Source organism: Pseudomonas sp. c313 (assembly GCF_055407145.1).
In genome coordinates this window covers 674361-697895 of record NZ_JBUZRD010000001.1, presented here as the reverse complement: position 1 = coordinate 697895, position 23535 = coordinate 674361, and the positions used below count along the sequence as shown (strand labels likewise).

Genomic DNA, 23535 nt, shown 5'->3' with positions numbered 1-23535 from the left:
AGTTCAAGAAGCCAAGGGTCTTTACTGGCTAAATATTAGCCAGACCTCATTATTCGCCGACACTTATTTTCAGGCCGGCGGCTATAGCAAAAGGTGTCAGGGTTACCGCCAGGGCGGTCAGGCTACCAAGCCACAAGAGGTAACCGGTTGCCGGCATGCCCATGAGCGCAGCTTGCAAAGCACCGCTGCCCAGGATCAACACCGGGATATACAAAGGTAAAATCAGCAGGGCCAGCAGCAGGCCTCCCCGTTTCAGGCCGACGGTCAGTGCCGCACCGACGGCTCCCAAAAGACTCAATACCGGCGTGCCAAGCAACAATGACATGAGCAACACCGGCAGGCACTCGGCGGGCAATCCCAGCATCATCGCCAGCAGTGGCGCGAGCAAAACCAACGCCAGGCCGGAAAACGCCCAGTGTGCCAGTACCTTGGCCAGAACCAGAAGAGGCAGGGGGTGCGACGAAAGGACCCACTGCTCCAGGGAACCATCCTCGAAATCACTGCGAAACAGCCCGTCCAGCGAGAGCAGGACGGACAAAAGGGCTGCTACCCAGACCAGTCCCGGAGACAAGGTTTGCAACAGTTTAGTCTCGGGTCCGACCGCCAACGGGAACAAGGCAATGACAATCGCGAAAAACACCAGCGGGTTGGCCAGTTCTGCCGGACGGCGACACAACAGCCGCGCTTCACGGGCGACCAACAGGGCGAAGACACTCATACCGACCACCGTCCCAGGTCCAGGTCACGGTAACCGGACGGCATCCGCGTCAGCGTATGGTGGGTGGTCAGGATCACCATGCCGCCCAATTCGCAGTGGTTGGCCAGGTGTTCTTCCAACTGAGCCACGCCCTGTTTATCGAGGGCAGTGAAGGGTTCGTCGAGAATCCACAGCAGCGGGCCGTCCAGATACAGGCGGGCCAGGGCCACGCGGCGCTGCTGGCCGGCGGACAGGGTATGACAGGGAACATCTTCAAAGCCCTTCAGGCCAACAGCGGCCAGGGCCTGCCAGATCGACTCGCGGGTTGCCGGGTGATGCAGGGCGCTGAGCCAACTGAGGTTTTCCTCGGGCGTCAGCACGTCCTTGATCCCCGCAGCATGGCCAATCCACAACAGATTGCGGGCCAGCTCTGTGCGTTGTTCGACCAAGGGTTTGCCGTTGAGCCGCACTTCGCCCGCCGTTGGCGCCATCAACCCGGCCAACAGGCGCAACAGGCTGGTCTTGCCGCTGCCGTTGGGTCCGCTGATCTGCACCATGTCGCCGGCCGCCAGACGCAGTTCGAGGTGTTCGAAGAGCATCCGCAGGTCGCGCTCACAAGCGAGCGCTACGGCTTCTAGAAGAGGGCTGGTCAAGAGATCGCGGGCCTTTACGGTTCAAGTCGGCAATGGATCGGCCGTTATAGAGATGCAGAGTAAATGCATTGGCCGCCTGTTTTAGAGAGTTGGATCAATCAGTTGTGATGTTTTTGACACTCTCTTTGAAGACGGGCGGCATTATACATGCGATGCCCTACTCTAAAGAGGGCAATTTCCTTGAGACGGCGCGTGCGATGACCGGTGACATCAACCTTCCAACGCTTCCTCCAGCGGCCCCGGCCGGGCCTCGCCCTGCCCCGGCGGTCGGTGAATTGCTGAAACTGCTGGAGCCCCAGACCGGGCTGATCGATGCCGGAAAAACTGTGAACGCCGAGGTCCTGGCCCTCAAGCAAGGTGGCGAAGCCTTTCAGTTGTTGCTCAAGCTGACCCTGGAGGGCGGCCGACAAACCCTGGTGCAGGCCAACAGCACCCAACCGCTGCCGTTGGGCAGCAATGTGGCAGTGAGCCAGACCTCATCGGGCGACCTGGCCATCAGCCTGCAACAGGCCCTCAGCGCCAACGTAGCCGCTCTCACCCGCATCGACACCAACCAATTGCCAGTAGGCACATTGCTGCAAGCCAAAGTGCTGACCAGCCAGGCCTTGCCCCAGGGTGCCGGGCAGCCTGCGCTCTTTCGTTCGCTGATCTCGGTGCTCAACAATGCCCTGAGCGGCGCGACCCTGACCCTCGAAAGCCCACAGCCGCTACGGGTTGGCAGTCTGCTCAGCGCCGTGATCCAGGATGCGCAGACCTTGAGTTTCGTGCCCCTGAGTAATCGCCGGGATCAACTGGCCGTCAGCCAACAACTCGCCACCCAGCAGAGCCGCCAGGGCTCCCTGGAGGGCGTGCTCAAGGCCCTGCAAAACCTGCCCCGCAGCGACGACACGCCGGTGGAACTGCGCGCTGCCGTGGAGCGTTTACTGGCCGGGTTGCCGGACTTGGCGCAAGTCAGCAATCCCAAGGCCTTGGCTCAGTTGCTACAGAACAGCGGTGTGTTTCTCGAAGCAAAATTACTGGCGGGACAGAATCCACAGGTGCCGCCCCTCGACATGAAAGGCAGCCTGCTGCGGCTGGTGGCAGAGTTGATGCCAGCCCTGCCCGCCAGCACCAACCTCAATGCGATCCTGGCGGCCAACACTCTGGCCCAAATGCTGCCCAGCTTCGTACGCAGCCCGTTAGGCACCCTCGGCCAGGTTGGTGCGAAGCCCTCCCCCGGCGGCTTTCCCTTGCCTGAACGGTTGATGCAACGCCTGGAAGGCGAAGGCAGCCTGGAAAATTTGCTGCGCCTGGCTGCTGGCGCCATCTCCCGCTTGCAGAGCCATCAACTGTCGAGCCTGGAACAAACCGGCACCACCGCCGATGGGCGGCTGCAAACCACCTGGCAACTGGAAATCCCCATGCGCACCTTGCAAGACATCGTGCCCTTGCAGGTCAAGTTCCAGCGTGAAGAACCGGCGCCGGACAAGGAACAGCCCGAACGCAAGATCGAACGGGACGCGAAAAAGATGCTCTGGCGCGTGGAACTGGCCTTCGACATGGAGCCCTTGGGCCCATTGCAGGTCCAGGCGCAACTGACCCAGGGCAAACTCTCCAGCCAGCTCTGGGCCACCCGCCCCTACACCGCCAGCCTGATCGAAAGCCACCTGGGTAACCTGCGCGAGCGCCTGGTGTCGTCTGGGCTCAACGTCGGCGACCTCGATTGCCACCTCGGCACCCCGCCCCGTGGCCCGAAAACCGGGCTTGAGCAACGCTGGGTGGATGAAACCGCATGAAAAACCCCACCCCGCCGCGCCAGGCCATCGCCCTCAAATACGACGGCAAAGCCGCGCCAACCCTGACCGCCAAGGGCGACGACGCCCTCGCCGAAGCCATCCTCAGGTTGGCGCGAGAAAATGAAGTACCGATTTATGAAAATGCCGAACTGGTCAAATTGCTGGCGCGGATGGAATTGGGCGACAGCATCCCCGAGGAGTTGTATCGCACCATCGCTGAGATCATTGCGTTTGCCTGGACGTTGAAGGGCAAGTTCCCGGTGGGGTACGACCCGGATGCGAGGCCGGTGGAGCGGGATGTGACGGAGCGTGGGGACGATTATTGAGCCCTCCCGCAGTGCAATCCACTCGGTAGCACTTGCTCCAGTACCCTTGCCGCAATCGAAGTCGGCACATGTGCCTTGTTGGCGTGCAACTCCAGCGCCTGGCTCAACGTCTTGCCTTCATAGCGGCTCAGCGCCTGAGTGAATACCTTCGCCGTTGCCGGATCCAGATCGCGAACAAACAGGTTGATAAACCCTGGGGCGATCACGGTATCGCGCACCCGTTGTATTTCTGCCGATATCGCGGCTGGATCACGGGCAACATGCTCGGCAAATAACGCTGCATCCTTGACTTCAATGGTGTTTGAGCCAGGAACACGTTCGGCGACCGTTACCGGCTTGGTGCCATCCCAGGCGGTTAACGAGTACTCGCTGACGACATCGCGGTTGTTCTCCACCGACTCTATAGTCCCTTGCCTGTTTTCCAGGGAGGCCTTGAAAAAAATGCTCAAGGTATCGAAGTTCATCAACGCCTCATCCGTGGAGCGCTTGAGGATGCGACAACACAAGGTAGCCAAGTCCACCTGAATATCGTGCACTGCCACTTTTTGCTCGCCTCTGGATACCGCTACGCCCAGCTTGCCATCAAAGTCTTTGGGCCACAGATAAAGCGCATCGCGGGTCAGCGCCTGATCAAACTTGCGCTCCATTGAACCCAGAAAACTTTGCAAAAGAGCGGCCCCCTGGGTGTGAACCTGGGGCATCGTCAGGCCTGGCAGACGATTTTGGATCATGTTTTTGACATCGTCGGCGCCCAAGGCAAATCGGCCCTTCAGGAACGACGTTTTACCCGCCGAAGGCGCACCCCGAACAATCGCAATGTCTTTTTTCTCGATGGGGTCCGGGCCGAGCAGCAATGACTGGAAGGTTGCCGCGTATTGGCTGCTCAATGTGGTGGTGAGGTTTTTCAGAATATTGGCATTGAGGCTATCGACTTCCGGCAGCCAGACGCCGGGGCCCATCAAGCGCGCTGTAAAGCCACCCCAGTCGCTTTTTTGCAGAGCCTTCAGCGCCTCGGGATCGCGGGTAAGTGCCTGCCATGACTCGATGCTGGGATCTGCTTTCAGGCAAGCCAGGCGGGCGTTATAGGTATTTTCGCCGCGCGCAAGCTTTAGCAGATTGCTCAACACTGACCGGGAGTTGTCTTGGTTGATGTAAGCCAATCCTGCGTCATGGAGGCCACAGCCCAAATGGCCATTTGCGGTGTTGCTCTTAAGCCTCAGATCGTCACTGCGTTGTTTGCTATCGATACTGTCAGGCACCCAAGCAGCAGGATGTGCGACCGGTATATTCCCAAGACTATTAGTAGGCATATGGACCACCTTGATTGATCAAGATGGAAACATAATGGGAGAGCCCTGTACTGCATGTAGGACATAACTTACTGACGGGTAAGAAAGCCTAAAACCAGCAGGTCCAGCGCAATGGTAATAACTCCAGGAAGACTCAGAGTGCGCTCGCTGACGGCCAACCCGGAGTCTTCCGACAGGCATATAGGGTTGTCGCTCAGAACCCGCCCCTCTAGCCTCAGTAGTTTGAATCACATCAGCAGCGGGGCGTTATGAACCTGTCCACCCAATCAGATAAGCGGTCATTGCACGGCGTGATGTATCACATCACAATTGCGCCATGATCGTCAGTTGGAAGCATAAAGGCCTCAGGGCGTTTTATGAGACTGGCTCAACTAAAGGAATCAACGCGAACCATGCAAATCGCTTGCGTCGCGCCTTGCTGATTCTGAACAGCGCCGGCCACTGGAGTGACTTGGCATTACCAGGCTGGCGCTTTCATCGGCTGAAAGGCGACCTTGTCGACTACTGGTCTGTGAGTATCAGTGGCAACTGGCGCATCATTTTTCGCATGCTCGATGACCAGGTCGAACTCGTTGATTATCTTGACTACCACTGAGTAGAGGTACCTATATGGGTATGCACAACCCTCCTCACCCAGGAGAAATTCTTCTTGAGGACGTGATCCCCGGATTGGGAATGACCATCACGGAAGTGGCTCGTCGTCTCGGCTTCGCCAGAGAAACTTTCTCAAGAATCCTGCATGGTCATGCCCCAGTCAGCCCTGACCTTGCGGTAAGGCTGGAACGAGCAGGCATCAGCACCGCGCGATTGTGGCTGTCGATGCAAAGTGGTTACGACCTGTGGCAGGCGGAGCATCGGGAGCAACCAAAAATAGAGCGATTTGCCCGGATTGAATGATCAACAATAAAAAAACCGCTGAGCCAGTCTGGTCAGCGGTTTTTTTGTCGACAATTTGATCGTTACAACCAAAAATCCATGTCAGCTCTTGTGCAACTTACTCATCAACTGTGCCTCAGCCTGGGTCAAGCCGCAGGACTGGGTCAGCTCATCGACCGTAGCGCCCATGCCCACCAACTTCGCCGCTTGGGCAAAAGACAGGTTCGACGGATCGCGCTGTTCAAGCGCAGCCAGTTTGTCCGGCAATGGCGCCAGCACTGAACGCAACTCGTGCACGTCCTCCCCGACGCGCACAGCGCTTTGCTGGTAGTTGTCGACTCGCTTGGCCAGTTCACGCATACGCTGGTCGCGCACAGCATCGCGCTCGGCCTGTTGCAGGGTCAATTCGCGTTGCTGGCGCATGTAGCGCAGCAAAATAACCAGTGTCCCGACCCACAGCAGGGCCAGGACGATCACCGCTACCTCAAGGATCAATCAGATGTTCTCCAGATCCGACCATTCTTCTTCGCTCATCATCTTGTCCAACTCAACCAGAATCAGCAGTTCGCCGTTCTTGTTGCACACACCCTGGATGAACTTGGCAGATTCTTCGTTACCGACGTTCGGCGCAGTTTCCACTTCCGATTGACGCAGGTAAACCACCTCAGCGACGCTGTCGACCATGATCCCGACCACTTGCTTGTCGGCTTCGATGATAACGATACGGGTGTTGTCGTTGACTTCGGTCGGGATCAAGCCGAAGCGCTGGCGGGTGTCGATGACCGTCACCACGTTGCCGCGCAGGTTGATGATACCCAGCACGTAGCTTGGCGCGCCCGGCACCGGGGCGATTTCAGTGTAGCGCAGCACTTCCTGCACGCGCATCACGTTGATGCCGTAGGACTCGTTGTCCAGTTTGAAGGTAACCCATTGCAGGATCGGATCATCCAAACCCTGTGCGGACGCTGACTTGTTCATACCCTGACCCCTTCAAGAACCGTTGATAACGGTGTGTGTTCGTAGGCAGCACAACGGTGCTGCGCTTTTTTATTCAAGTACGTTTGTTACCCGGCATAGCTTTAACCGCGCCGCTGGCAATCAGCTCCGCCAGTTCGGCGACGTCCAGCAACGCGCACATATGTTCGATCACGGTGCCCGCCAGCCATGGCCGCTGGCCACGGTGGCTGCGCCATTTGATTTCGTTGGGGTCCAGGCGCAGCGAGCGGCTGACTTGATGCACCGCCAGCCCCCACTCGTAGCCCTGGACCGAGATCACGTATTGCAGGCCCTGGCGAAAATCATCGCGATACCGGTCAGGCATGACCCAGCGCGCGGTGTCCAGCACCTTCAGGTTGCCTGCCTGGCTCGGCAAAATGCCGAGGAACCATTCTGGCTGACCGAACAGCGGTGTCAGCTCCTGGCCTTCCAGCGAGTAAATCGAACCCAGGCACACTAACGGCACCGCCAGGGTCAAACCAGCCACGTCGAACAGCAGGCACTCGAACGGCTCGGCGGCCCAGGCTGGCCGGCCATCGCCCTCTACTGGCGGCGGGGTGATGCTCGGCGGCAGGTGAACATCAGCCACCGGTGTCACCACAACAGACGGCACCAGTGCCAAAGGCGCAGGCGCCTCCTTGGCAGGTTTCGTCACTGGAACCAGGACCGGAACCGGAACAACCAGGGCATCACGGGCCTGCTCTTCCAATACGGCCAGTTGAAACTCATCCAGGACGGTTTCCGGCTCGACGCTTGGCAGCTCGACGACTTCGTCCAGCACCAGGATCGGCTCAGGCAGTTCATCCTCGGTCGCATCCTGCAACAACGCGTCCAGATAGGACTGCAAAGCCAGCTGCGGCCGAGTCTTGAGGTCGACAGGACGATTCATCTGTATGCCCACGCGCAAGCCCCGTTAACCCTGTATTCAAAGGTTATCGGCACAATGGCCCGCAGACTTGAATTCACGGTCATCTCACGCCACCTGCGCAACAAGCTGCTGCGACAGCAAGTGCTTGAGCAATGCCCGATACGCCAGCACGCCACGGCTTTTACCGTCGAACTGCGAAGGTACAAGCCCGGCACGGCTGGCATCGCGCAACCGGGTGTCCACCGGGATATAGCCTTGCCAGATGGTCTCTGGATAGGCATCGCGTAAAACGCGCAAGGTGCCAAGGGACGCCTGGGTGCGACGGTCAAACAACGTCGGGACAATGCTGTAGGGCAGCGCCTGTTTGCGCGAACGGTTGATCATCGCCAGGGTGCTGACCATCCGCTCCAGGCCTTTGACTGCCAGGTGCTCGGTCTGTACCGGAATCACCAGTTGCTGGCTCGCCGCCAGGGCGTTGACCATCAGCACGCCGAGCAACGGCGGGCTGTCGATAATGGCGTAGTCGAAGTCTTGCCACAGTTGCGCCAGGGTCTTGGCGATGACCAGGCCCAAGCCGCTCTGCCCCGGCGACTGGCGCTCAAGGGTGGCCAGGGCGGTGCTGGACGGCAACAGGGAAACCTTGTCATGACTGGTGGGCAGTAGCAGTTGCCCCGGCAAGCCGGTGGGTACGCTGCCCTTGTGCAGGAACAGGTCGTAGCAGCTGTGCTCCAGAGCGTCGGGATCGTAGCCGAAATAGCTGGTCATCGAGCCATGGGGGTCCAGGTCGATCACGACCACACGCTTGCCCGCCTCGGCCAGCAAGCCGGCTAAGGCGATGGAGGTGGTGGTCTTGCCGACTCCACCCTTTTGATTGGCAACTGCCCAGACTCTCATTCGGATTGTTCCTCCCGGCAGGCACAGGCTCGACCGAGAAATAGCATGGGGTTATAGAACCGGTGACGGAGAATTGACGGCACTCTCTCGACCCGGCGGCTTTACAGGCGTCGGTGCAGTTTGTGTGCCAGCCCGCTTCAATGCGGCATCCGGTCGCGCATTGGCGGTGCCGGTGCCGGTCAAGCTGCGGCGCACATCCAGGTTGCGCGACACCACCAACACCACCCGGCGGTTGCGCGCGCGACCTTCGGCAGTGGCGTTATTGGCCACTGGCTGGAACTCGCCATAACCCACAGACGCCAGGCGCCCAGGGTTCACACCCTGCATCGCCATCATCCGCACAATGCTCGCCGAGCGGGCCGAGGACAGCTCCCAGTTGGTCGGGTACTGCGCCGTGCTGATGGGCAGGTTATCGGTAAAACCTTCGACGTGGATCGGGTTGTCGAAAGGTTTCAAAATCGTCGCCACCTTGTCGATAATGGTGAAGGCCATATCGCTGGGCATGGCGTCGGCGCTGGCGAACAGCAGGCTGGAGTTGAGCTCGATTTCGACCCACAACTCGTTGCCGCGAATAGTCATCTGGTTGGAGCTGATCAGGTCGCCAAAGGCGGCGCTGATGTCATCGGCGATGCTTTTGAGCGGATCGCTGCCGCCACTGACGCCGGCGTCGGTTTCATCGCTATCCTTGACCAGGGGCTTGGCCGGGGTCACGGTCTTCGGGCGTTCGTCACCAATGGGGATGGGCTTGAGGGCGCGGTCCGAGTCGTTGAACACGCCCACCAGCGCTTCGGAGATAACTTTGTACTTGCCTTCGTTGATCGACGAGATGGAGTACATCACCACGAAAAAAGCGAACAGCAAGGTGATGAAGTCGGCGTAGGACACCAGCCAGCGTTCATGGTTGACGTGTTCTTCAGGCTCGCGGCGACGACGACTCACAACACATACCTCCCATCAATCCATGAAGCCCTGGAGCTTCAATTCGATGGAGCGCGGGTTCTCGCCCTCGGCAATCGACAGGATGCCTTCGAGCAGCATCTCGCGATAACGGGACTGGCGCATGGCGATAGACTTGAGCTTGCTGGCCACCGGCAACAGCAGCAGGTTGGCACTGGCCACGCCATAGATGGTGGCGACAAACGCCACGGCGATACCGCTGCCCAGTTGCGAAGGGTCGCCCAGGTTGCCCATCACATGGATCAGGCCCATGACCGCACCGATGATACCAATGGTCGGCGCGTAGCCGCCCATACTTTCAAAGACTTTGGCAGCATTGATGTCGCGGCTTTCCTGGGTGCAGAAGTCCACTTCCAGGATGCTGCGAATGGCTTCCGGCTCGGCGCCATCCACCAGCAATTGCAGGCCTTTGCGCGCGTAGTTGTCGGGCTCGGCATCTGCCACGCCCTCAAGGCCCAGCAGGCCTTCCTTGCGCGCCGTGAGGCTCCAGTTGACCACCCGGTCGATGCCGCCTGGCAAATCCACACGCGGCGGAAAAATAATCCATATCAGGATCTGCATGGCGCGCTTGAACGAACTCAGGGGCGACTGCAACAACGCCGCCCCCACGGTACCGCCTATCACGATCAACGCCGCCGGGCCGTTGGCCAGGGCGCCGAGATGGCCGCCTTCCAGGTAGTTGCCGCCGATGATGGCGACAAATGCGAGGATGATGCCCAACAGGCTCAACACATCCATCAGAGACAGGCCTCCACCAGGTGCTTGCCGATGTCGTCCAGGCTGTAGACGGCGTCGGCCAGGTCAGCCTTGACGATGGCCATGGGCATGCCATAGATCACGCAGCTGGCTTCATCCTGGGCCCAGATCGCACTGCCGCCCTGTTTGAGCAGGCGCGCACCTTCACGACCGTCGGCGCCCATGCCGGTGAGCACCACCGCCAGAACTTTGTCGCCGTAGGACTTGGCGGCGGAACCGAAGGTAATATCCACGCAGGGCTTGTAGTTCAGGCGCTCGTCACCGGGCAGGATTTTGATCGCGCCACGGCCGTCGATCATCATTTGCTTGCCGCCTGGGGCCAGCAGGGCCAGGCCAGGGCGCAGGATGTCGCCATCCTCGGCTTCCTTGACGCTGATGCGGCACAGCTTGTCCAGGCGCTCGGCGAAGGCCTTGGTGAACGCGGCAGGCATGTGCTGGATCAGCACGATAGGTGCCGGGAAGTTCGCCGGCAGTTGAGTCAACACCCGTTGCAGGGCTACCGGACCGCCGGTGGACGTACCGATGGCAACCAACTTGTAAGCCTTGCGCTTAGGGGCCGCCGAATGGGTGCTGGGGGCCGCTGCACGAGCCGGCGCCACGGCAGCGCGCGCAACCGGTGCAGGTGCCGCGCGACCGAACGTGCTCGGCGCCACGGGAGGTGCTGCCACCGGGGCAGGCGCCGCAGCCCTGAAACTGCTGCGATTACTGCGCGAGATGCTGTGCACCTTCTCGCAGAGCATCTGCTTGACCTTCTCGGGGTTACGCGAGATGTCTTCGAAATTCTTCGGCAGGAAGTCCACGGCGCCAGCGTCCAGCGCATCGAGGGTCACTCGCGCGCCTTCGTGGGTCAGCGAGGAGAACATCAACACCGGGGTCGGGCAGCGCTGCATGATGTGCCGCACAGCGGTGATGCCATCCATCATCGGCATCTCGTAGTCCATGGTGATCACGTCCGGCTTCAACGCCAGAGCTTGATCGATCGCCTCTTTGCCGTTGGTGGCCGTACCGACCACCTGGATATTGGAATCCGCTGAAAGAATTTCCGAGACGCGGCGGCGGAAGAAACCCGAATCATCCACCACCAGAACCTTGACTACCATAACCACTCCGTTAGGCGGGGCGAGGGACAACCGCCCCGCCCAGCCAGAATCAAATACGCCGTGCGGCGTAACGCTTGAGCATGCTCGGAACATCGAGAATCAGTGCGATCCGACCGTCACCGGTAATGGTCGCACCCGACATGCCCGGGGTTCCCTGCAGCATTTTGCCCAAAGGCTTGATGACCACTTCTTCCTGGCCTACCAGTTGATCGACGACAAAGCCGATACGCTGGGTGCCCACGGAGAGAATCACCACATGGCCTTCGCGCTGCTCTTCATGTTTGGCCGAGGCCACCAGCCAGCGTTTGAGGTAGAACAGTGGCAACGCCTTGTCGCGCACGATCACCACTTCCTGGCCGTCCACCACGTTGGTGCGCGACAGGTCGAGGTGGAAGATTTCGTTGACGTTGACCAGCGGGAAAGCGAAGGCCTGGTTGCCCAGCATCACCATCAGGGTAGGCATGATCGCCAGGGTCAACGGCACCTTGATGACGATCTTCGAGCCCTGGCCCTTGGTCGAGTAAATATTGATCGAGCCATTGAGCTGGCTGATCTTGGTTTTCACCACGTCCATGCCCACGCCACGGCCGGACACGTCGGAAATCTCGGTCTTGGTCGAGAAACCCGGTGCGAAAATCAGGTTGTAGCACTCGGTGTCCGTCAGGCGGTCGGCGGCGTCCTTGTCCATCACGCCGCGCTTGACCGCGATGCCCCGCAGAATGTTCGGGTCCATGCCTTTGCCGTCATCAGAGATGGACAGCAGGATATGGTCGCCTTCCTGTTCCGCCGCCAGAATCACCTTGCCGCCACGGGTCTTGCCCGTTGCTTCACGTTCTTCCGGGGTTTCGATGCCGTGGTCAACTGCGTTGCGCACCAAGTGGACCAGCGGGTCGGCCAGGGCCTCGACAAGGTTTTTGTCGAGGTCGGTTTCTTCGCCCACCAGTTCCAGGTTGATCTCTTTCTTCAACTGCCGAGCCAAGTCGCGAACCAGGCGCGGGAAGCGGCCGAAGACTTTCTTGATCGGCTGCATCCGGGTCTTCATGACGGCGGTTTGCAGGTCAGCGGTGACCACGTCGAGGTTCGATACAGCCTTTTGCATGGCTTCATCGCCGCTGTTAAGCCCCAGGCGCACCAGACGATTACGCACCAGCACCAGCTCGCCGACCATGTTCATGATGTCGTCCAGCCGTGCGGTATCAACCCGTACGGTGGTTTCGGCTTCACTGACGGGTTGCTTGTCCGGGGTGGGGGCAGCAGGTGCTCGCGCTGGGGCCGGGGCAGGCACAGGTTTCGCAGCCACTGGCGCAGCGGCCTTGGCGGCAACCGGAGCCGGTGTGGCAACAGCGGCCGTGGCCGTGGCAGCAGCGGCAGGTGCGACGTCGGAGAACTTGCCCTTGCCATGCAGGTCATCGAGCAGGGATTCGAACTCGTGATCAGAGATCAGGCCATCGGCAGCGGGTGCGGCTGGCGCAGCAGCCGCAGCGACTGCCGGCAGCGCTTCAGCGGCAAACGAGCCCTTGCCATGCAACTGATCCAGCAATGCTTCGAATTCGTCGTCGGTGATTTCATTGCTGGCAGGTGCAGCCGCTTTCACTGGAGCGGGCGTCGCCGCCACGGCGTCGGGGGCAAACTGGCCCTTGCCATGCAACTGGTCGAGCAACGACTCGAACTCGTCGTCGGTAATGTCTTCGGTAGTCGGCACCATTGTTGGTGTCGCGGCTACCGGAGCCTCAGCCTGGGCCTTGACGGCATTGAGCGAGTCAAGCAGTTGTTCAAATTCGCTGTCAGTGACATCACCCGCAGGCTCGGCCACAGGTTCAGCCACCGGTGCAGGTGCAGGTGCATTGGCAGCCGGTTCTGCCAGGCGCGCCAGAGCGGCCAGCAATTGCGGGGTGGCGGCAGTGATCGGTGCACGTTCGCGCACTTCACTGAACATGCCGTTGACCGCGTCCAATGCTTCCAGAATCACGTCCATCAATTCCGAGTCGACGTGCCGCTCACCCTTGCGCAGGATGTCGAACACGTTCTCGGCGATGTGACAGCACTCCACCAGCTCATGGAGCTGGAGGAAGCCGGCGCCCCCTTTTACAGTGTGAAAACCGCGAAAAATTGCATTGAGCAGGTTCGCATCATCCGGTCGGCTTTCCAGCTCAACCAGTTGCTCGGACAGTTGCTCCAAAATTTCGCCGGCCTCTACAAGAAAATCCTGAAGGATTTCTTCATCGGCGCCGAAGCTCATGTACGTGTGCTCCTAAAATCCAAGACTGGACAGCAAATCGTCTACGTCATCTTGCCCTGACATAACGTCTTCACGTTTATCGGCATGAATCTGCGGACCTTCACCCTTGGCGAGGTGTTTTTGTGGATCTTTTTCCGAGAGGATCGCTTCGCGGTCATGTTCAATACCGGCAAAACGATCCACCTGCCCGGCCATCAGCACCAGTTTGAGCAAATTGCTTTCCACTTCAGTGACCAGTTGGGTCACTCGTTTGATCACCTGGCCGGTGAGGTCCTGGTAATCCTGGGCCAGCAGAATGTCGTTGAGGTTGCTGGAAACCGTGCGGTTTTCCTGCTCACTGCGCGACAGAAACCCTTCGACCCGACGCGCCAGCTCACGAAATTCTTCGGCGCCCACTTCCCGGCGCATGAAACGGCCCCAGTCGGTGCCCAGCGCCTTGGCTTCATTGGACATGCCGTTGACCAGAGGCGTGGCGTTTTCCACCAGATCCATGGTGCGGTTCGCCGCCGCCTCAGTCAGCCTGACCACATAGGACAGGCGTTCGGTGGCATCGGTGATTTGCGAGATTTCTTCGGCCTGGGGCATGTGCGGGTCAATCTGAAAATTGACGATTGCACTGTGCAACTCACGGGTGAGTTTGCCCACTTCCTGGTACAGGCCGCGATCACGGGTCTGGTTAAGCTCATGGATCAACTGCACCGCATCGCCGAACCGGCCTTTTTCAAGGCTTTCGACCAACTGGTGAGCATGTTTTTTCAGGGTCGATTCGAAATCGGCCTGCGATGATTCGTTATGCTCCATAGCTCCCCCGTGGCGACATCAATGGTTGATGCGTTCGAAGATTTTTTCGATCTTCTCTTTCAAGGCCAATGCGGTGAATGGCTTGACCACGTAGCCGTTGACCCCGGCCTGGGCGGCTTCGATGATCTGTTCACGCTTGGCTTCGGCGGTCACCATCAGCACGGGAAGGCTGCGCAGTTTTTCATCAGCGCGCACATGACGCAGCAAATCGATACCGGTCATGCCCGGCATGTTCCAGTTGGTTACCAGAAAGTCGATGCTCCCGCTGTTGAGGATCGGAATCGCTGTAATGCCGTCATCCGCCTCGACCGTGTTAGTGAACCCAAGGTCACGCAACAGGTTTTTTATGATCCGCCGCATCGTTGAGAAGTCATCAACGATGAGGATTTTCATGTTCTTGTCCAATTCGACCTCCAAGCAGTCTTAAACGCGTCCAGCACCTGGCGCGCCATTTCAATCAACAGGCGTTACACAAAAAGGACTGCTGGGGTACACCACGGGCTAACCCGCCCACACCAAGAGCATGGACGGTGTCGTTCGCAGTGTCCCCACACTGCCTGTCAGCGCGCTCGCCACTCTCCCAAACGCCCCCGCAAGCGGGCCGCGCACTGGCTGTGTAACTGGCTGACCCGCGATTCGCTGACCCCCAGGACCTCACCGATTTCCTTGAGGTTCAGCTCTTCGTCGTAGTACAGCGCCAACACTAGTCGCTCACGCTCCGGCAAATTGGCAATCGCGTCCGCCAGTGCGCCCTGGAAGCGTTCATCTTCCAGATCGCGCGACGGTTCAAGATGAGCACTCGCGCCGTCCTCATGCAGCCCTTCATGTTCGCCGTCCTGCAACAGGTCGTCGAAACTGAACAAGCGACTGCCCAAGGTATCGTTCAAAATCCCGTAGTAATCGTCGAGACTCAATTGGAGTTCGGCCGCAACTTCGTGATCTTTAGCGTCACGACCGGTTTTTGCTTCAATTGAGCGAATTGCGTCACTTACCATGCGGGTATTGCGGTGGACCGAACGCGGCGCCCAATCACCTTTACGCACTTCGTCGAGCATCGCGCCACGGATACGGATACCCGCATACGTCTCGAAACTCGCACCCTTGCTCGCGTCATATTTGGTCGACACTTCGAGCAAGCCGATCATGCCTGCCTGGATCAGGTCTTCGACCTGGACGCTGGCAGGCAAGCGTGCCAGCAAGTGGTAGGCAATGCGCTTGACCAAGGGCGCATAGCGCTCAATCAATTCGCCTTGGCTATCACGAGCCGAACTCTTGTAAAGGTTATAGCCGCTGGCTGTCATAACACCGGTCCTGCGCTCGTCTGATGCACCAATCGCTCGACGAAAAACTCCAGATGCCCCCGGGGATTGGCGGGCAACGGCCAAGTATCGACCTTCTGAGCAATAGCCTTGAACGCCAGTGCGCACTTCGAACGAGGGAATGCTTCATAGACTGCACGCTGCTTTTGCACAGCCTTGCGCACACACTCGTCATAGGGAACTGCGCCAACATATTGTAAGGCGACATCGAGGAAGCGATCCGTGACCTTGGTCAACTTGGCGAACAGGTTGCGTCCTTCCTGCGGGCTTTGGGCCATGTTGGCCAGCACGCGAAAGCGGTTCATGCCGTAGTCGCGGTTAAGCAGTTTGATCAGGGCGTAGGCGTCGGTGATCGAGGTGGGCTCGTCGCAGACCACCAGCAACACTTCTTGCGCTGCGCGCACAAAGCTGACCACGGACTCACCAATCCCGGCGGCGGTGTCGATCACCAGCACGTCGAGGTTGTCGCCAATATCGCTGAAGGCCTGAATCAGGCCCGCATGCTGCGCCGGGCTCAGATGCACCATACTCTGGGTGCCAGAGGCAGCCGGCACGATGCGAACCCCGCCGGGCCCCTGCAACAGCACGTCGCGCAGCTCACAGCGGCCTTCGATGACATCGGCCAATGTATGTTTGGGCGTCAGTCCCAGCAGAACGTCAACGTTCGCCAGTCCCAGGTCGGCATCCAGCAGCATGACGCGGCGGCCAAGCTCTGCCAGGGCCAGGGACAAATTCACTGACACGTTAGTTTTCCCGACGCCACCTTTGCCGCCGGTCACCGCGATCACCTGTACGGGATGCATGCTGCCCATTTTATTTCTTTACCTTGTCTTGCTTAGACGCAGGCTACATGAGGTGGTCGCGCGAACTGCTGGCAGACCATCGATGTAGGTACTTTTTTGCACTGTCGTTTTAAAATTGAAGGCCATGTTGCCCTCAGCCGACCCGTTTGGCCGGACTGTGGTAGAGATCCGCGAACATGTCAGCCATCGCTTCCTCACTGGGTTCTTCCTGCATTTGCACGCTGACAGCACGGCTGACCAACTGATGACGGCGCGGCAGATGTAAATCATCCGGAATCCGCGGCCCGTCGGTCAGGTAGGCGACCGGTAATTCATGACTAATTGCCAAACTCAGCACCTCGCCCAGACTCGCCGTTTCGTCGAGTTTAGTCAGGATGCAGCCCGCCAGCCCACAACGCTTGTAACTGTGATACGCAGCGGTGAGAACCTGTTTTTGGCTGGTTGTTGCAAGCACCAGATAATTTTTTGACTTGATCCCGCGCCCAGCCAGGCTTTCCAGCTGCATGCGCAGGGCCGGATCGCTGGCTTGCAGGCCAGCGGTGTCGATCAACACCACGCGTTTGCGCAGCAGCGGATCGAGGGCGTTGGCCAACGACTGGCCTGGATCGACATGGGTCACCGGCACGTTGAGGATGCGGCCCAGGGTCTTGAGCTGTTCCTGGGCGCCAATGCGGTAGCTATCCATGCTCACCAGCGCGATGTTCTGCGCGCCGTACTTGAGCACGTATCGGGCTGCCAGCTTGGCCAGGGTGGTGGTCTTGCCCATGCCGGCAGGGCCGACCATGGCAATCACGCCACCCTCTTCCAGGGGTTCGATTTCCGGGGTAGCAATCATCCGCGCCAGATGGGCCAGCAACATGCGCCAAGCCTGGCGAGGCTCTTCAATTTCGGTGGTCAGCGCCAACAGATCGCGGGACAACGGGCCGGACAGGCCGATGCGTTGCAGGCGGCGCCAGAGGTTGGCCTGTTGCGGTTTGCTGCCCTGCAATTGGTTCCACGCCAACGAGCCAAGCTGCACTTCCAGCAGCTCACGCAGGCCGTTGAGTTCAAAACGCATCGAGTCGAACACACGCTGATCGACCGGCGCCGCCTGTGCGGGCGCCGCAGGACGTGGTGGCTCGACAAAGGTCGGCTCTACCAGCGGCTCGGAGGCAGTCAGCGGCAGGCCGGCGAACAACTGGCGATTGGTGGTGGCGTCGCTGTCGCCGCGCATGCTCAATTCGGCCTGGGCCGAGACAATGCGCGAGGCAGTCTTGCGCAGCTCGTCTTCCAGTTCCATGTTCGGTACGCGCGGCGCCAGCGCCGAGGGTTGGTAATCCAGGGCAGCCGTCAGCTCGACACCGCCGGCAATGCGACGGTTACCGATAATCGCGGCGTCGGCGCCCAGCTCATCACGAACCAGTTTCATGGCCTGACGCATATCGGCGGCGAAAAAACGCTTCACTTGCATAACCCACTACCTCAGCCGTTGGGGCCTACTGTCGCGACGATAGTCACTTGCTTATTGTCAGGAATTTCCTGATAAGCCAAAACGTGCAAATTCGGTACTGCCAGGCGTCCAAACCGCGACAACATCGCCCGAACGGGGCCTGCCACCAGCAGAATCACCGGCTGGCCCTGCATTTCCTGGCGCTGTGCGGCGTCGATCAACGAACGCTGCAGCTTTTCAGCCATGCTTGGCTCCAGCAGAACGCCCTCTTCCTGGCCTTGCCCTGCCTTCTGAATACTATTGAGCAATATTTGTTCCAACCTTGGTTCCAAGGTGATCACAGGTAGCTCGGAGTCAAGCCCTACAATGCTTTGGACGATGGCGCGGGACAATCCGACGCGCACCGCGGCGACCAGCGCGGCAGTATCTTGACTCTTGGCGGCATTGTTGGCGACGGCTTCGGCAATGCTGCGAATGTCCCGAACGGGCACCTGTTCGGCCAACAGCGCTTGCAGCACCTTGAGCAGTTGCGACAGCGACAGTATTCCCGGCACCAGTTCTTCAGCCAGTTTCGGCGAGGCTTTGGCCAGTAACTGCATGAGTTGCTGGACTTCTTCGTGGCCAATCAACTCGTGGGAGTGCTTGTAGAGAATCTGGTTAAGGTGGGTGGCGACCACCGTGCTGGCATCCACCACGGTGTAGCCCAGGGACTGCGCCTGGTTGCGCTGGCTGGCTTCGATCCACACAGCCTCCAGGCCAAAAGCCGGATCTTTGGCGGTTATGCCGCTGAGGGTGCCGAAGACCTGGCCGGGGTTGATCGCCAACTCCCGGTCCGGGTAGATCTCGGCTTCTGCCAGGGTCACGCCCATCAAGGTCAGGCGGTAGGCGCTGGGGGCCAGGTCGAGGTTGTCACGAATGTGCACAGTGGGCATCAGAAAGCCCAGGTCCTGGGACAGCTTCTTGCGCACGCCCTTGATCCGCGCCAGCAATTGCCCGCCCTGGTTACGGTCCACCAGGGGAATCAGGCGGTAGCCCACTTCCAGGCCAATCATGTCGATAGGCGTCACGTCATCCCAACCCAGCTCCTTGGTTTCCTGGGCACGGGACGGCGATGGCAGCAGTTCCTGCTGACGTGCAACTTCTTGCAGCGCCTGGACCTTGACCCCGCTCTGCTTTTTCCAGAACAGGTAGGCCGCGCCCCCCGCGAGGGCTGCCATGGAAAGAAAGGACACATGGGGCATGCCAGGCACAATACCCATCACCGCCATGATGCCGGCCGCCACCGCCAGAGCCTTGGGCGAGGAGAACATCTGCCGATTGATCTGCTTGCCCATGTCTTCGGAGCCCGAAGCACGGGTCACCATGATCGCGGCAGCGGTGGACAACAGCAGTGATGGCAATTGCGCCACCAAACCGTCACCGATGGTCAGCAAGGCGTAGACCCTGCCGGCGTCGCCGAAGGTCATGCCATGCTGGAAGATACCAACCGCCATGCCGCCGATCAGGTTGATAAACAGAATCAGCAGGCCGGCGATGGCGTCACCGCGCACGAACTTGCTGGCGCCGTCCATGGAGCCGTAGAACTCGGCTTCCTGGGCCACTTCAAGGCGGCGGTTCTTGGCCTGGTTCTGGTCGATCAGGCCGGCGTTGAGGTCGGCGTCGATAGCCATTTGCTTGCCGGGCATGGCGTCGAGGGTGAAACGCGCGCTCACCTCGGAAATCCGCCCGGCGCCCTTGGTCACCACCACGAAGTTGATGATCATCAGGATCGAGAACACCACGATACCGACCACGTAGTTACCGCCGATCACTACCTCGCCGAAGGCCTGGATCACCTTGCCCGCAGCGGCGTGGCCGTCCTGGCCGTGAAGCATGACCACCCGCGTGGAGGCCACGTTGAGCGCCAGCCTCAGCAAGGTGGCGACCAGCAAAATAGTAGGGAAAACCGCGAAATCCAAGGGCCGCAGGGCGTAGACGCAAACCAGCAGCACGACGATGGACAGGGCAATGTTGAAGGTAAAGAACACGTCGAGCAGGAACGGCGGCATTGGCAACATCATCATTGCCAGCATGACCAACAGCAACAACGGTACGCCCAGATTGCCTCGTGAAAGGTCTGTCAGCGTGCCTCGGGCATTGTTGAGCATTTGAGAACGATCCACCGGCATTCCTCGTTTCCTTGAAGCAAACTTTTGACGCCAGAAGGCGACGTGAAGGCGTCATTGCAAGAAGCCTTCCAACTTTTGCTTGAAGGTGCAGATCGTTCTCTCGCCCGATGAGGTTCAAGACGGTATCTACGACGGGGGGCCTGACTTAGAAAGGGTCATTGCTGGCAACAGAAGCCTCAAGAATCGCGGCGCAAATCCGGCGGGATCGGCAGATCCTTGAGGGGGTCTGGGCGCTTGCCCTTGCCAGCGCGGTATTGGCGGATCTGATAGACGTAAGCCAATACTTGGGCCACGGCCAGATAAAGACCGGCAGGGATTTCGTGATCCAGGTCGGTGGAGTAGAAAATCGACCGGGCAAGTTCCGGCGATTCCAGCAGCAGGATGTCGTTGGCCACGGCGATTTCGCGGATTTTCAGGGCGGTAAAGTCGCTACCCTTGGCCAGCAGCATCGGTGCGCCGCCCTTCTCCGGGTCGTACTTGAGGGCCACGGCGTAGTGAGTCGGGTTGGTGATGACCACATCAGCATCGGGAACCGACGACATCATCTTGCGCTGGGACATCTCGCGCTGCAGTTGGCGAATGCGCTGTTTCACTTCCGGCCGGCCTTCCTGGTCCTTGTGCTCGTCGCGCACCTCCTGCTTGGTCATCAGCAGTTTCTTGTGGCTTTCCCACAACTGCACCGGGACGTCGACGGCGGCGATCAACAGCAGGCCGAGGGCCATCCACAGTGAACTCCAGCCCACCACCTGGACGCTGTGGATGATTGCCAGCTCCAGCGGTTCATGGGCGATGCGCTGCAGATCGTCGATATCCGCTGACAACACCGCCAGCGCCACAAACAAAATAATGAAGAACTTGGCCAGGGCCTTGAGCAACTCAATCAGCGCCTTGGCCGAAAACATCCGCTTGATCCCGGCACCGGGGTTCATCCGGCTGAATTTGGGCGCCAGGCTGCCGGCGGCAAACAGCCAGCCACCGAGGGAAATCGGCCCAATGATTGCTGCCAGCAGCAATGTGACCAGCACCGGCTGCATCGCCAGGATGGCAATTTTCCCCGAGTGCAGCAGGTAGATGCCCATGGAGCGCTGATCCAGCAGCACCTCGCGAGGCAAGGAGAAGTTCAGACGCATCAACTCCATCAGATCTAGGGCCAGGCCACCGCCGTAGATCAGCAGGCCACCGGCACCGGCAAGCATCACCGCGAGAGTATTGAGCTCTTTGGAGCGGGCAATCTCGCCCTTTTCCCTGGAGTCCTTTTTTCGTTTGTCCGTGGGGTCTTCTGTCTTGTCCTGACCACTCTCGCTCTCGGCCATGGCTCAGCGCGCCCGTGCCAGATCACGTAAAAACTGCAAGGCGTCACTGGCCAGCGGTTGATACTGATTGAGAATGTCGGCCATGCCGACCCAGAAAATCCCCATGCCCAGCACCAGGGTCAGGGGGAAACCGATGGAGAAGATGTTCAACTGCGGCGCCGCCCGGGTCATCACGCCAAAGGCAATGTTGACCACCAGCAGCGCGGTGATCGCCGGCAGCACCAACAGCAAGGCGGCGCCCAGCACCCAACTGAGGCGACCCACCAGCTCCCAGAAATGACTGACCACCAGCCCCTCACCCACCGGCAAGGTGGTGAAACTTTCGGTGAGCACTTCGAATACCACCAGGTGGCCGTTCATGGCCAAAAACAGCAAGGTCACCAGCATGGTCAGAAATTGCCCGATTACCGCCACCGACACGCCGTTGGTGGGGTCGACCATGGAGGCGAAGCCCATGCCCATCTGGATCGAGATCACTTGCCCGGCGATCACAAAGGCCTGGAAAAACAGTTGCAGGGAAAAACCCAGCAGCGCGCCGATCAGGATCTGCTCGGCAATCAGCAGCAACGCACTCAGGTCCAGGGCATTGACGGTGGGCATCGGCGGCAAGCCAGGGACAAGCACCACTGCGATCGCTACCGCAAAAAACAGGCGCACTCGCGTTGGAACCAGGGTAGTACCGAACACCGGCATGGTCATCAGCACTGCGGCGATGCGAAACAGCGGCAGCATGAATGAGGCCACCCAGGTGCCGATCTGCGCGTTGGTCAACTCCAGCAGCGGGCTCATCAGCCGATCAGCTGCGGAATACTGCCATACAGCTGCAGGATGTATTCCATGAAGGTTTGCACCAGCCAGGGACCTGCGACGATCAGGGTGACCAGCATCACCAGCAGACGCGGGAGGAAGCTCAAGGTTTGTTCGTTGATCTGGGTCGCGGCCTGGAACATCGCCACCACCAGGCCCACCAATAGGCTGGGCACCACCAGCACAGCCACCATCATGGTGGTCAGCCATAACGCTTCGCGAAACAGGTCGACTGCGACTTCTGGGGTCATGAGGCGTTACCTATCGAACTAAACACCACCAAAACTGCCAGCCAGGGTGCCGATAATCAGCGCCCAACCATCCACCAGCACAAACAGCATGATCTTGAACGGCAAAGAAATGATCAGCGGCGACAGCATCATCATACCCATCGCCATGAGCACACTGGCCACCACCAGGTCGATGATCAGGAACGGGATAAAAATCATGAAGCCTATCTGGAATGCAGTCTTCAGTTCCGAGGTGACGAACGCCGGCACCAGGATGGTCAGCGGCGCCTGGTCAGGGCTGGTAATGTCGGTGCGCTTGGACAGGCGCACGAACAGCTCAAGGTCGCTGGAGCGGGTCTGGGACAGCATGAAATCCTTGATCGGGCCCTGGGCCTTGTCGATCGCGTCCTGGGCCGTCATTTTCTCGGCCAGGTACGGTTGCAGGGCTTGCTGGTTCACCTTGTCAAACACCGGGGCCATGATGAACAGCGTCAAAAACAACGCCATGCCGGTGAGGATCTGGTTCGACGGCGTCTGCTGCAGGCCCAGGGCCTGACGCAGGATCGAGAAGACGATGATGATGCGGGTGAAGCTGGTCATCAGCATGACGAACGCTGGGATAAAGCTCAGCGCAGTCATGATCAACAATATCTGCAGGCTGACCGAATACTCCTGCGCCCCGGCCGCGTTGGTGCCCAGGGTGATCGCCGGGATCGACAACGGGTCGGCCCCCAGTGCCAGAGGCGCAGCCAGCAACAGCATGAGCGTCAATAAAACGCGCATCACTTCTTATCCTTCTGGTCCTTGCCCAACAACTCCATCAGGCGCTGGGCGAACTCCGGCGTAGCCGTTTGGGTCTGGGCCACGTGCACCGGCTGCTTGAGTACATGCAGCGGGGTGATGCGCCCGGGAGTGATGCCCAGCAGAATCTGTTCTTCACCCACTTGCACCAGCACCAGCCGGTCACGCGGGCCAAGGGCTCGCGAACCCACCACTTCAATGACCTGGGCATTACCCGGACCAATGCGCTGCACCCGGCGCAATAGCCAAGCCAGGACGAAAATCAGCCCGACCACCAGCAACAAGCCCAGTACCAACTGGGTCAGTTGCCCGGCCATGCCGCTGCTGACAGCAGGCGCTGCCGCTTGAACCACCGGTTCAGCCGCCAAGGCGCTTAATGGCAGCGCCCACAACAGTCCCACCACCAAGCGCTTCATG

Annotated in this window: 26 protein-coding genes; 4 read left to right on the top strand and 22 right to left on the bottom strand. The window is 59.6% G+C overall.

Going from position 1 to position 23535, the window contains the following annotated elements; genetic code table 11:
* Nucleotides 1-49: 49 nt before the first annotated feature.
* Together ccmB and ccmA are read right to left on the bottom strand one after the other, a co-directional pair.
* Nucleotides 50-718, bottom strand: coding sequence for a heme exporter protein CcmB (gene ccmB / locus ACZRKZ_RS03425; RefSeq protein ID WP_133099117.1), 669 nt, complete (start codon nt 716-718; stop codon nt 50-52).
* Nucleotides 715-1350 carry a cytochrome c biogenesis heme-transporting ATPase CcmA gene (ccmA, locus tag ACZRKZ_RS03420; RefSeq protein ID WP_463980706.1) on the bottom strand — a complete coding sequence of 212 codons (636 nt, stop codon included), beginning with the start codon at nt 1348-1350 and terminating at the stop codon, nt 715-717. Before ccmA ends, ccmB begins: the two co-directional genes overlap by 4 nt.
* Nucleotides 1351-1547: 197 nt before the next feature.
* On the opposite strand from ccmA, the gene fliK reads away from it, so the two are divergent.
* Both fliK and ACZRKZ_RS03410 read left to right on the top strand, forming a co-directional pair.
* The gene (gene fliK / locus ACZRKZ_RS03415; RefSeq protein WP_463969638.1) at nt 1548-3125 is read left to right on the top strand and encodes a flagellar hook-length control protein FliK; all 1578 of its coding nucleotides are present in this window, start codon (nt 1548-1550) and stop codon (nt 3123-3125) included.
* Nucleotides 3122-3451 (top strand): EscU/YscU/HrcU family type III secretion system export apparatus switch protein, encoded by a 330-nt coding sequence (locus ACZRKZ_RS03410; protein ID WP_149411405.1) that lies wholly within the window; start codon nt 3122-3124, stop codon nt 3449-3451. The genes fliK and ACZRKZ_RS03410 overlap by 4 nt, the downstream gene beginning before the upstream one ends.
* Here the strand turns inward: ACZRKZ_RS03410 and ACZRKZ_RS03405 are convergent.
* On the bottom strand, nt 3445-4761 hold the full coding sequence (locus ACZRKZ_RS03405; protein ID WP_463980705.1) for a hypothetical protein: 1317 nt from the start codon (nt 4759-4761) through the stop codon (nt 3445-3447). The two genes, ACZRKZ_RS03410 and ACZRKZ_RS03405, sit on opposite strands and share 7 nt — an antisense overlap.
* A 316-nt stretch (nt 4762-5077) precedes the next feature.
* Here ACZRKZ_RS03405 and ACZRKZ_RS03400 point away from each other — a divergent pair, with 316 nt between their 5' ends.
* Together ACZRKZ_RS03400 and ACZRKZ_RS03395 are read left to right on the top strand one after the other, a co-directional pair.
* Entirely contained in the window at nt 5078-5356 is a 279-nt protein-coding gene (locus ACZRKZ_RS03400) for a type II toxin-antitoxin system RelE/ParE family toxin (protein WP_463980704.1), read from the top strand.
* Between the two features lie 14 nt (nt 5357-5370).
* Complete coding sequence (locus ACZRKZ_RS03395; protein WP_133099122.1) at nt 5371-5658, top strand: HigA family addiction module antitoxin; 288 nt, start codon at nt 5371-5373, stop codon at nt 5656-5658.
* Nucleotides 5659-5739: 81 nt separating this feature from the next.
* On the opposite strand, the gene ACZRKZ_RS03390 is transcribed toward ACZRKZ_RS03395, so the two are convergent.
* The 19 genes from ACZRKZ_RS03390 to fliO form a co-directional block, all read right to left on the bottom strand.
* Nucleotides 5740-6132 carry a DUF2802 domain-containing protein gene (locus ACZRKZ_RS03390; protein ID WP_149411404.1) on the bottom strand — a complete coding sequence of 131 codons (393 nt, stop codon included), beginning with the start codon at nt 6130-6132 and terminating at the stop codon, nt 5740-5742.
* The gene (locus ACZRKZ_RS03385; RefSeq protein WP_017849392.1) at nt 6133-6615 is read right to left on the bottom strand and encodes a chemotaxis protein CheW; all 483 of its coding nucleotides are present in this window, start codon (nt 6613-6615) and stop codon (nt 6133-6135) included.
* A gap of 73 nt (nt 6616-6688) precedes the next feature.
* A complete protein-coding gene (locus tag ACZRKZ_RS03380) occupies nt 6689-7522 on the bottom strand; it encodes a CheW domain-containing protein (RefSeq protein ID WP_463980703.1) in 834 nt (277 codons plus the stop codon).
* 84 nt (nt 7523-7606) lie between these two features.
* Complete coding sequence (locus tag ACZRKZ_RS03375) at nt 7607-8395, bottom strand: ParA family protein (RefSeq protein WP_149411402.1); 789 nt, start codon at nt 8393-8395, stop codon at nt 7607-7609.
* A gap of 51 nt (nt 8396-8446) precedes the next feature.
* Complete coding sequence (gene motD / locus ACZRKZ_RS03370; protein WP_463969634.1) at nt 8447-9334, bottom strand: flagellar motor protein MotD; 888 nt, start codon at nt 9332-9334, stop codon at nt 8447-8449.
* Between the two features lie 15 nt (nt 9335-9349).
* Complete coding sequence (locus ACZRKZ_RS03365) at nt 9350-10090, bottom strand: flagellar motor protein (protein ID WP_463969633.1); 741 nt, start codon at nt 10088-10090, stop codon at nt 9350-9352.
* The gene (locus tag ACZRKZ_RS03360; protein WP_463980702.1) at nt 10090-11208 is read right to left on the bottom strand and encodes a protein-glutamate methylesterase/protein-glutamine glutaminase; all 1119 of its coding nucleotides are present in this window, start codon (nt 11206-11208) and stop codon (nt 10090-10092) included. The genes ACZRKZ_RS03365 and ACZRKZ_RS03360 overlap by 1 nt, the downstream gene beginning before the upstream one ends.
* A 49-nt stretch (nt 11209-11257) precedes the next feature.
* The gene (locus ACZRKZ_RS03355; RefSeq protein ID WP_463980701.1) at nt 11258-13447 is read right to left on the bottom strand and encodes a chemotaxis protein CheA; all 2190 of its coding nucleotides are present in this window, start codon (nt 13445-13447) and stop codon (nt 11258-11260) included.
* A gap of 12 nt (nt 13448-13459) precedes the next feature.
* Nucleotides 13460-14248 carry a protein phosphatase CheZ gene (locus ACZRKZ_RS03350; protein ID WP_463969630.1) on the bottom strand — a complete coding sequence of 263 codons (789 nt, stop codon included), beginning with the start codon at nt 14246-14248 and terminating at the stop codon, nt 13460-13462.
* A gap of 18 nt (nt 14249-14266) precedes the next feature.
* Nucleotides 14267-14641 carry a chemotaxis response regulator CheY gene (locus ACZRKZ_RS03345; RefSeq protein WP_463980700.1) on the bottom strand — a complete coding sequence of 125 codons (375 nt, stop codon included), beginning with the start codon at nt 14639-14641 and terminating at the stop codon, nt 14267-14269.
* Nucleotides 14642-14808: 167 nt separating this feature from the next.
* The gene (gene fliA / locus ACZRKZ_RS03340; RefSeq protein WP_133099133.1) at nt 14809-15549 is read right to left on the bottom strand and encodes an RNA polymerase sigma factor FliA; all 741 of its coding nucleotides are present in this window, start codon (nt 15547-15549) and stop codon (nt 14809-14811) included.
* Nucleotides 15546-16379, bottom strand: a complete 834-nt coding sequence (fleN, locus tag ACZRKZ_RS03335; RefSeq protein WP_460134917.1) for a flagellar synthesis regulator FleN — start codon at nt 16377-16379, stop codon at nt 15546-15548. The genes fliA and fleN overlap by 4 nt, the downstream gene beginning before the upstream one ends.
* A 124-nt stretch (nt 16380-16503) precedes the next feature.
* Complete coding sequence (gene flhF / locus ACZRKZ_RS03330) at nt 16504-17820, bottom strand: flagellar biosynthesis protein FlhF (protein WP_463969629.1); 1317 nt, start codon at nt 17818-17820, stop codon at nt 16504-16506.
* Nucleotides 17821-17831: 11 nt separating this feature from the next.
* A complete protein-coding gene (gene flhA / locus ACZRKZ_RS03325; protein ID WP_463969628.1) occupies nt 17832-19967 on the bottom strand; it encodes a flagellar biosynthesis protein FlhA in 2136 nt (711 codons plus the stop codon).
* 176 nt (nt 19968-20143) lie between these two features.
* On the bottom strand, nt 20144-21280 hold the full coding sequence (gene flhB / locus ACZRKZ_RS03320) for a flagellar biosynthesis protein FlhB (protein ID WP_463980699.1): 1137 nt from the start codon (nt 21278-21280) through the stop codon (nt 20144-20146).
* Between the two features lie 3 nt (nt 21281-21283).
* Complete coding sequence (gene fliR, locus ACZRKZ_RS03315) at nt 21284-22060, bottom strand: flagellar biosynthetic protein FliR (protein WP_463980876.1); 777 nt, start codon at nt 22058-22060, stop codon at nt 21284-21286.
* An 8-nt stretch (nt 22061-22068) separates the two neighbouring features.
* Nucleotides 22069-22338, bottom strand: a complete 270-nt coding sequence (fliQ, locus tag ACZRKZ_RS03310) for a flagellar biosynthesis protein FliQ (RefSeq protein WP_463969626.1) — start codon at nt 22336-22338, stop codon at nt 22069-22071.
* An 18-nt stretch (nt 22339-22356) separates the two neighbouring features.
* Nucleotides 22357-23100, bottom strand: coding sequence for a flagellar type III secretion system pore protein FliP (fliP, locus tag ACZRKZ_RS03305; RefSeq protein WP_463980698.1), 744 nt, complete (start codon nt 23098-23100; stop codon nt 22357-22359).
* Nucleotides 23100-23534 carry a flagellar biosynthetic protein FliO gene (fliO, locus tag ACZRKZ_RS03300; RefSeq protein ID WP_149411393.1) on the bottom strand — a complete coding sequence of 145 codons (435 nt, stop codon included), beginning with the start codon at nt 23532-23534 and terminating at the stop codon, nt 23100-23102. The genes fliP and fliO overlap by 1 nt, the downstream gene beginning before the upstream one ends.
* Nucleotide 23535: the final 1 nt, after the last annotated feature.

Coding starts and splice junctions, on each gene's coding strand:
- ccmB (WP_133099117.1), bottom strand. CDS start 718: ATGAGTGTCTTCGCCCTGTTGGTCGCCCGTGAAGCGCGGCTGTTGTGT.
- fliK (WP_463969638.1), top strand. CDS start 1,548: ATGACCGGTGACATCAACCTTCCAACGCTTCCTCCAGCGGCCCCGGCC.
- ACZRKZ_RS03410 (WP_149411405.1), top strand. CDS start 3,122: ATGAAAAACCCCACCCCGCCGCGCCAGGCCATCGCCCTCAAATACGAC.
- ACZRKZ_RS03405 (WP_463980705.1), bottom strand. CDS start 4,761: ATGCCTACTAATAGTCTTGGGAATATACCGGTCGCACATCCTGCTGCT.
- ACZRKZ_RS03400 (WP_463980704.1), top strand. CDS start 5,078: ATGATCGTCAGTTGGAAGCATAAAGGCCTCAGGGCGTTTTATGAGACT.
- ACZRKZ_RS03395 (WP_133099122.1), top strand. CDS start 5,371: ATGGGTATGCACAACCCTCCTCACCCAGGAGAAATTCTTCTTGAGGAC.
- ACZRKZ_RS03385 (WP_017849392.1), bottom strand. CDS start 6,615: ATGAACAAGTCAGCGTCCGCACAGGGTTTGGATGATCCGATCCTGCAA.
- ACZRKZ_RS03380 (WP_463980703.1), bottom strand. CDS start 7,522: ATGAATCGTCCTGTCGACCTCAAGACTCGGCCGCAGCTGGCTTTGCAG.
- ACZRKZ_RS03375 (WP_149411402.1), bottom strand. CDS start 8,395: ATGAGAGTCTGGGCAGTTGCCAATCAAAAGGGTGGAGTCGGCAAGACC.
- ACZRKZ_RS03365 (WP_463969633.1), bottom strand. CDS start 10,090: ATGGATGTGTTGAGCCTGTTGGGCATCATCCTCGCATTTGTCGCCATC.
- ACZRKZ_RS03360 (WP_463980702.1), bottom strand. CDS start 11,208: ATGGTAGTCAAGGTTCTGGTGGTGGATGATTCGGGTTTCTTCCGCCGC.
- ACZRKZ_RS03355 (WP_463980701.1), bottom strand. CDS start 13,447: ATGAGCTTCGGCGCCGATGAAGAAATCCTTCAGGATTTTCTTGTAGAG.
- ACZRKZ_RS03350 (WP_463969630.1), bottom strand. CDS start 14,248: ATGGAGCATAACGAATCATCGCAGGCCGATTTCGAATCGACCCTGAAA.
- ACZRKZ_RS03345 (WP_463980700.1), bottom strand. CDS start 14,641: ATGAAAATCCTCATCGTTGATGACTTCTCAACGATGCGGCGGATCATA.
- fliA (WP_133099133.1), bottom strand. CDS start 15,549: ATGACAGCCAGCGGCTATAACCTTTACAAGAGTTCGGCTCGTGATAGC.
- fleN (WP_460134917.1), bottom strand. CDS start 16,379: ATGGGCAGCATGCATCCCGTACAGGTGATCGCGGTGACCGGCGGCAAA.
- flhF (WP_463969629.1), bottom strand. CDS start 17,820: ATGCAAGTGAAGCGTTTTTTCGCCGCCGATATGCGTCAGGCCATGAAA.
- flhA (WP_463969628.1), bottom strand. CDS start 19,967: ATGCCGGTGGATCGTTCTCAAATGCTCAACAATGCCCGAGGCACGCTG.
- flhB (WP_463980699.1), bottom strand. CDS start 21,280: ATGGCCGAGAGCGAGAGTGGTCAGGACAAGACAGAAGACCCCACGGAC.
- fliQ (WP_463969626.1), bottom strand. CDS start 22,338: ATGACCCCAGAAGTCGCAGTCGACCTGTTTCGCGAAGCGTTATGGCTG.
- fliP (WP_463980698.1), bottom strand. CDS start 23,100: ATGCGCGTTTTATTGACGCTCATGCTGTTGCTGGCTGCGCCTCTGGCA.
- fliO (WP_149411393.1), bottom strand. CDS start 23,534: ATGAAGCGCTTGGTGGTGGGACTGTTGTGGGCGCTGCCATTAAGCGCC.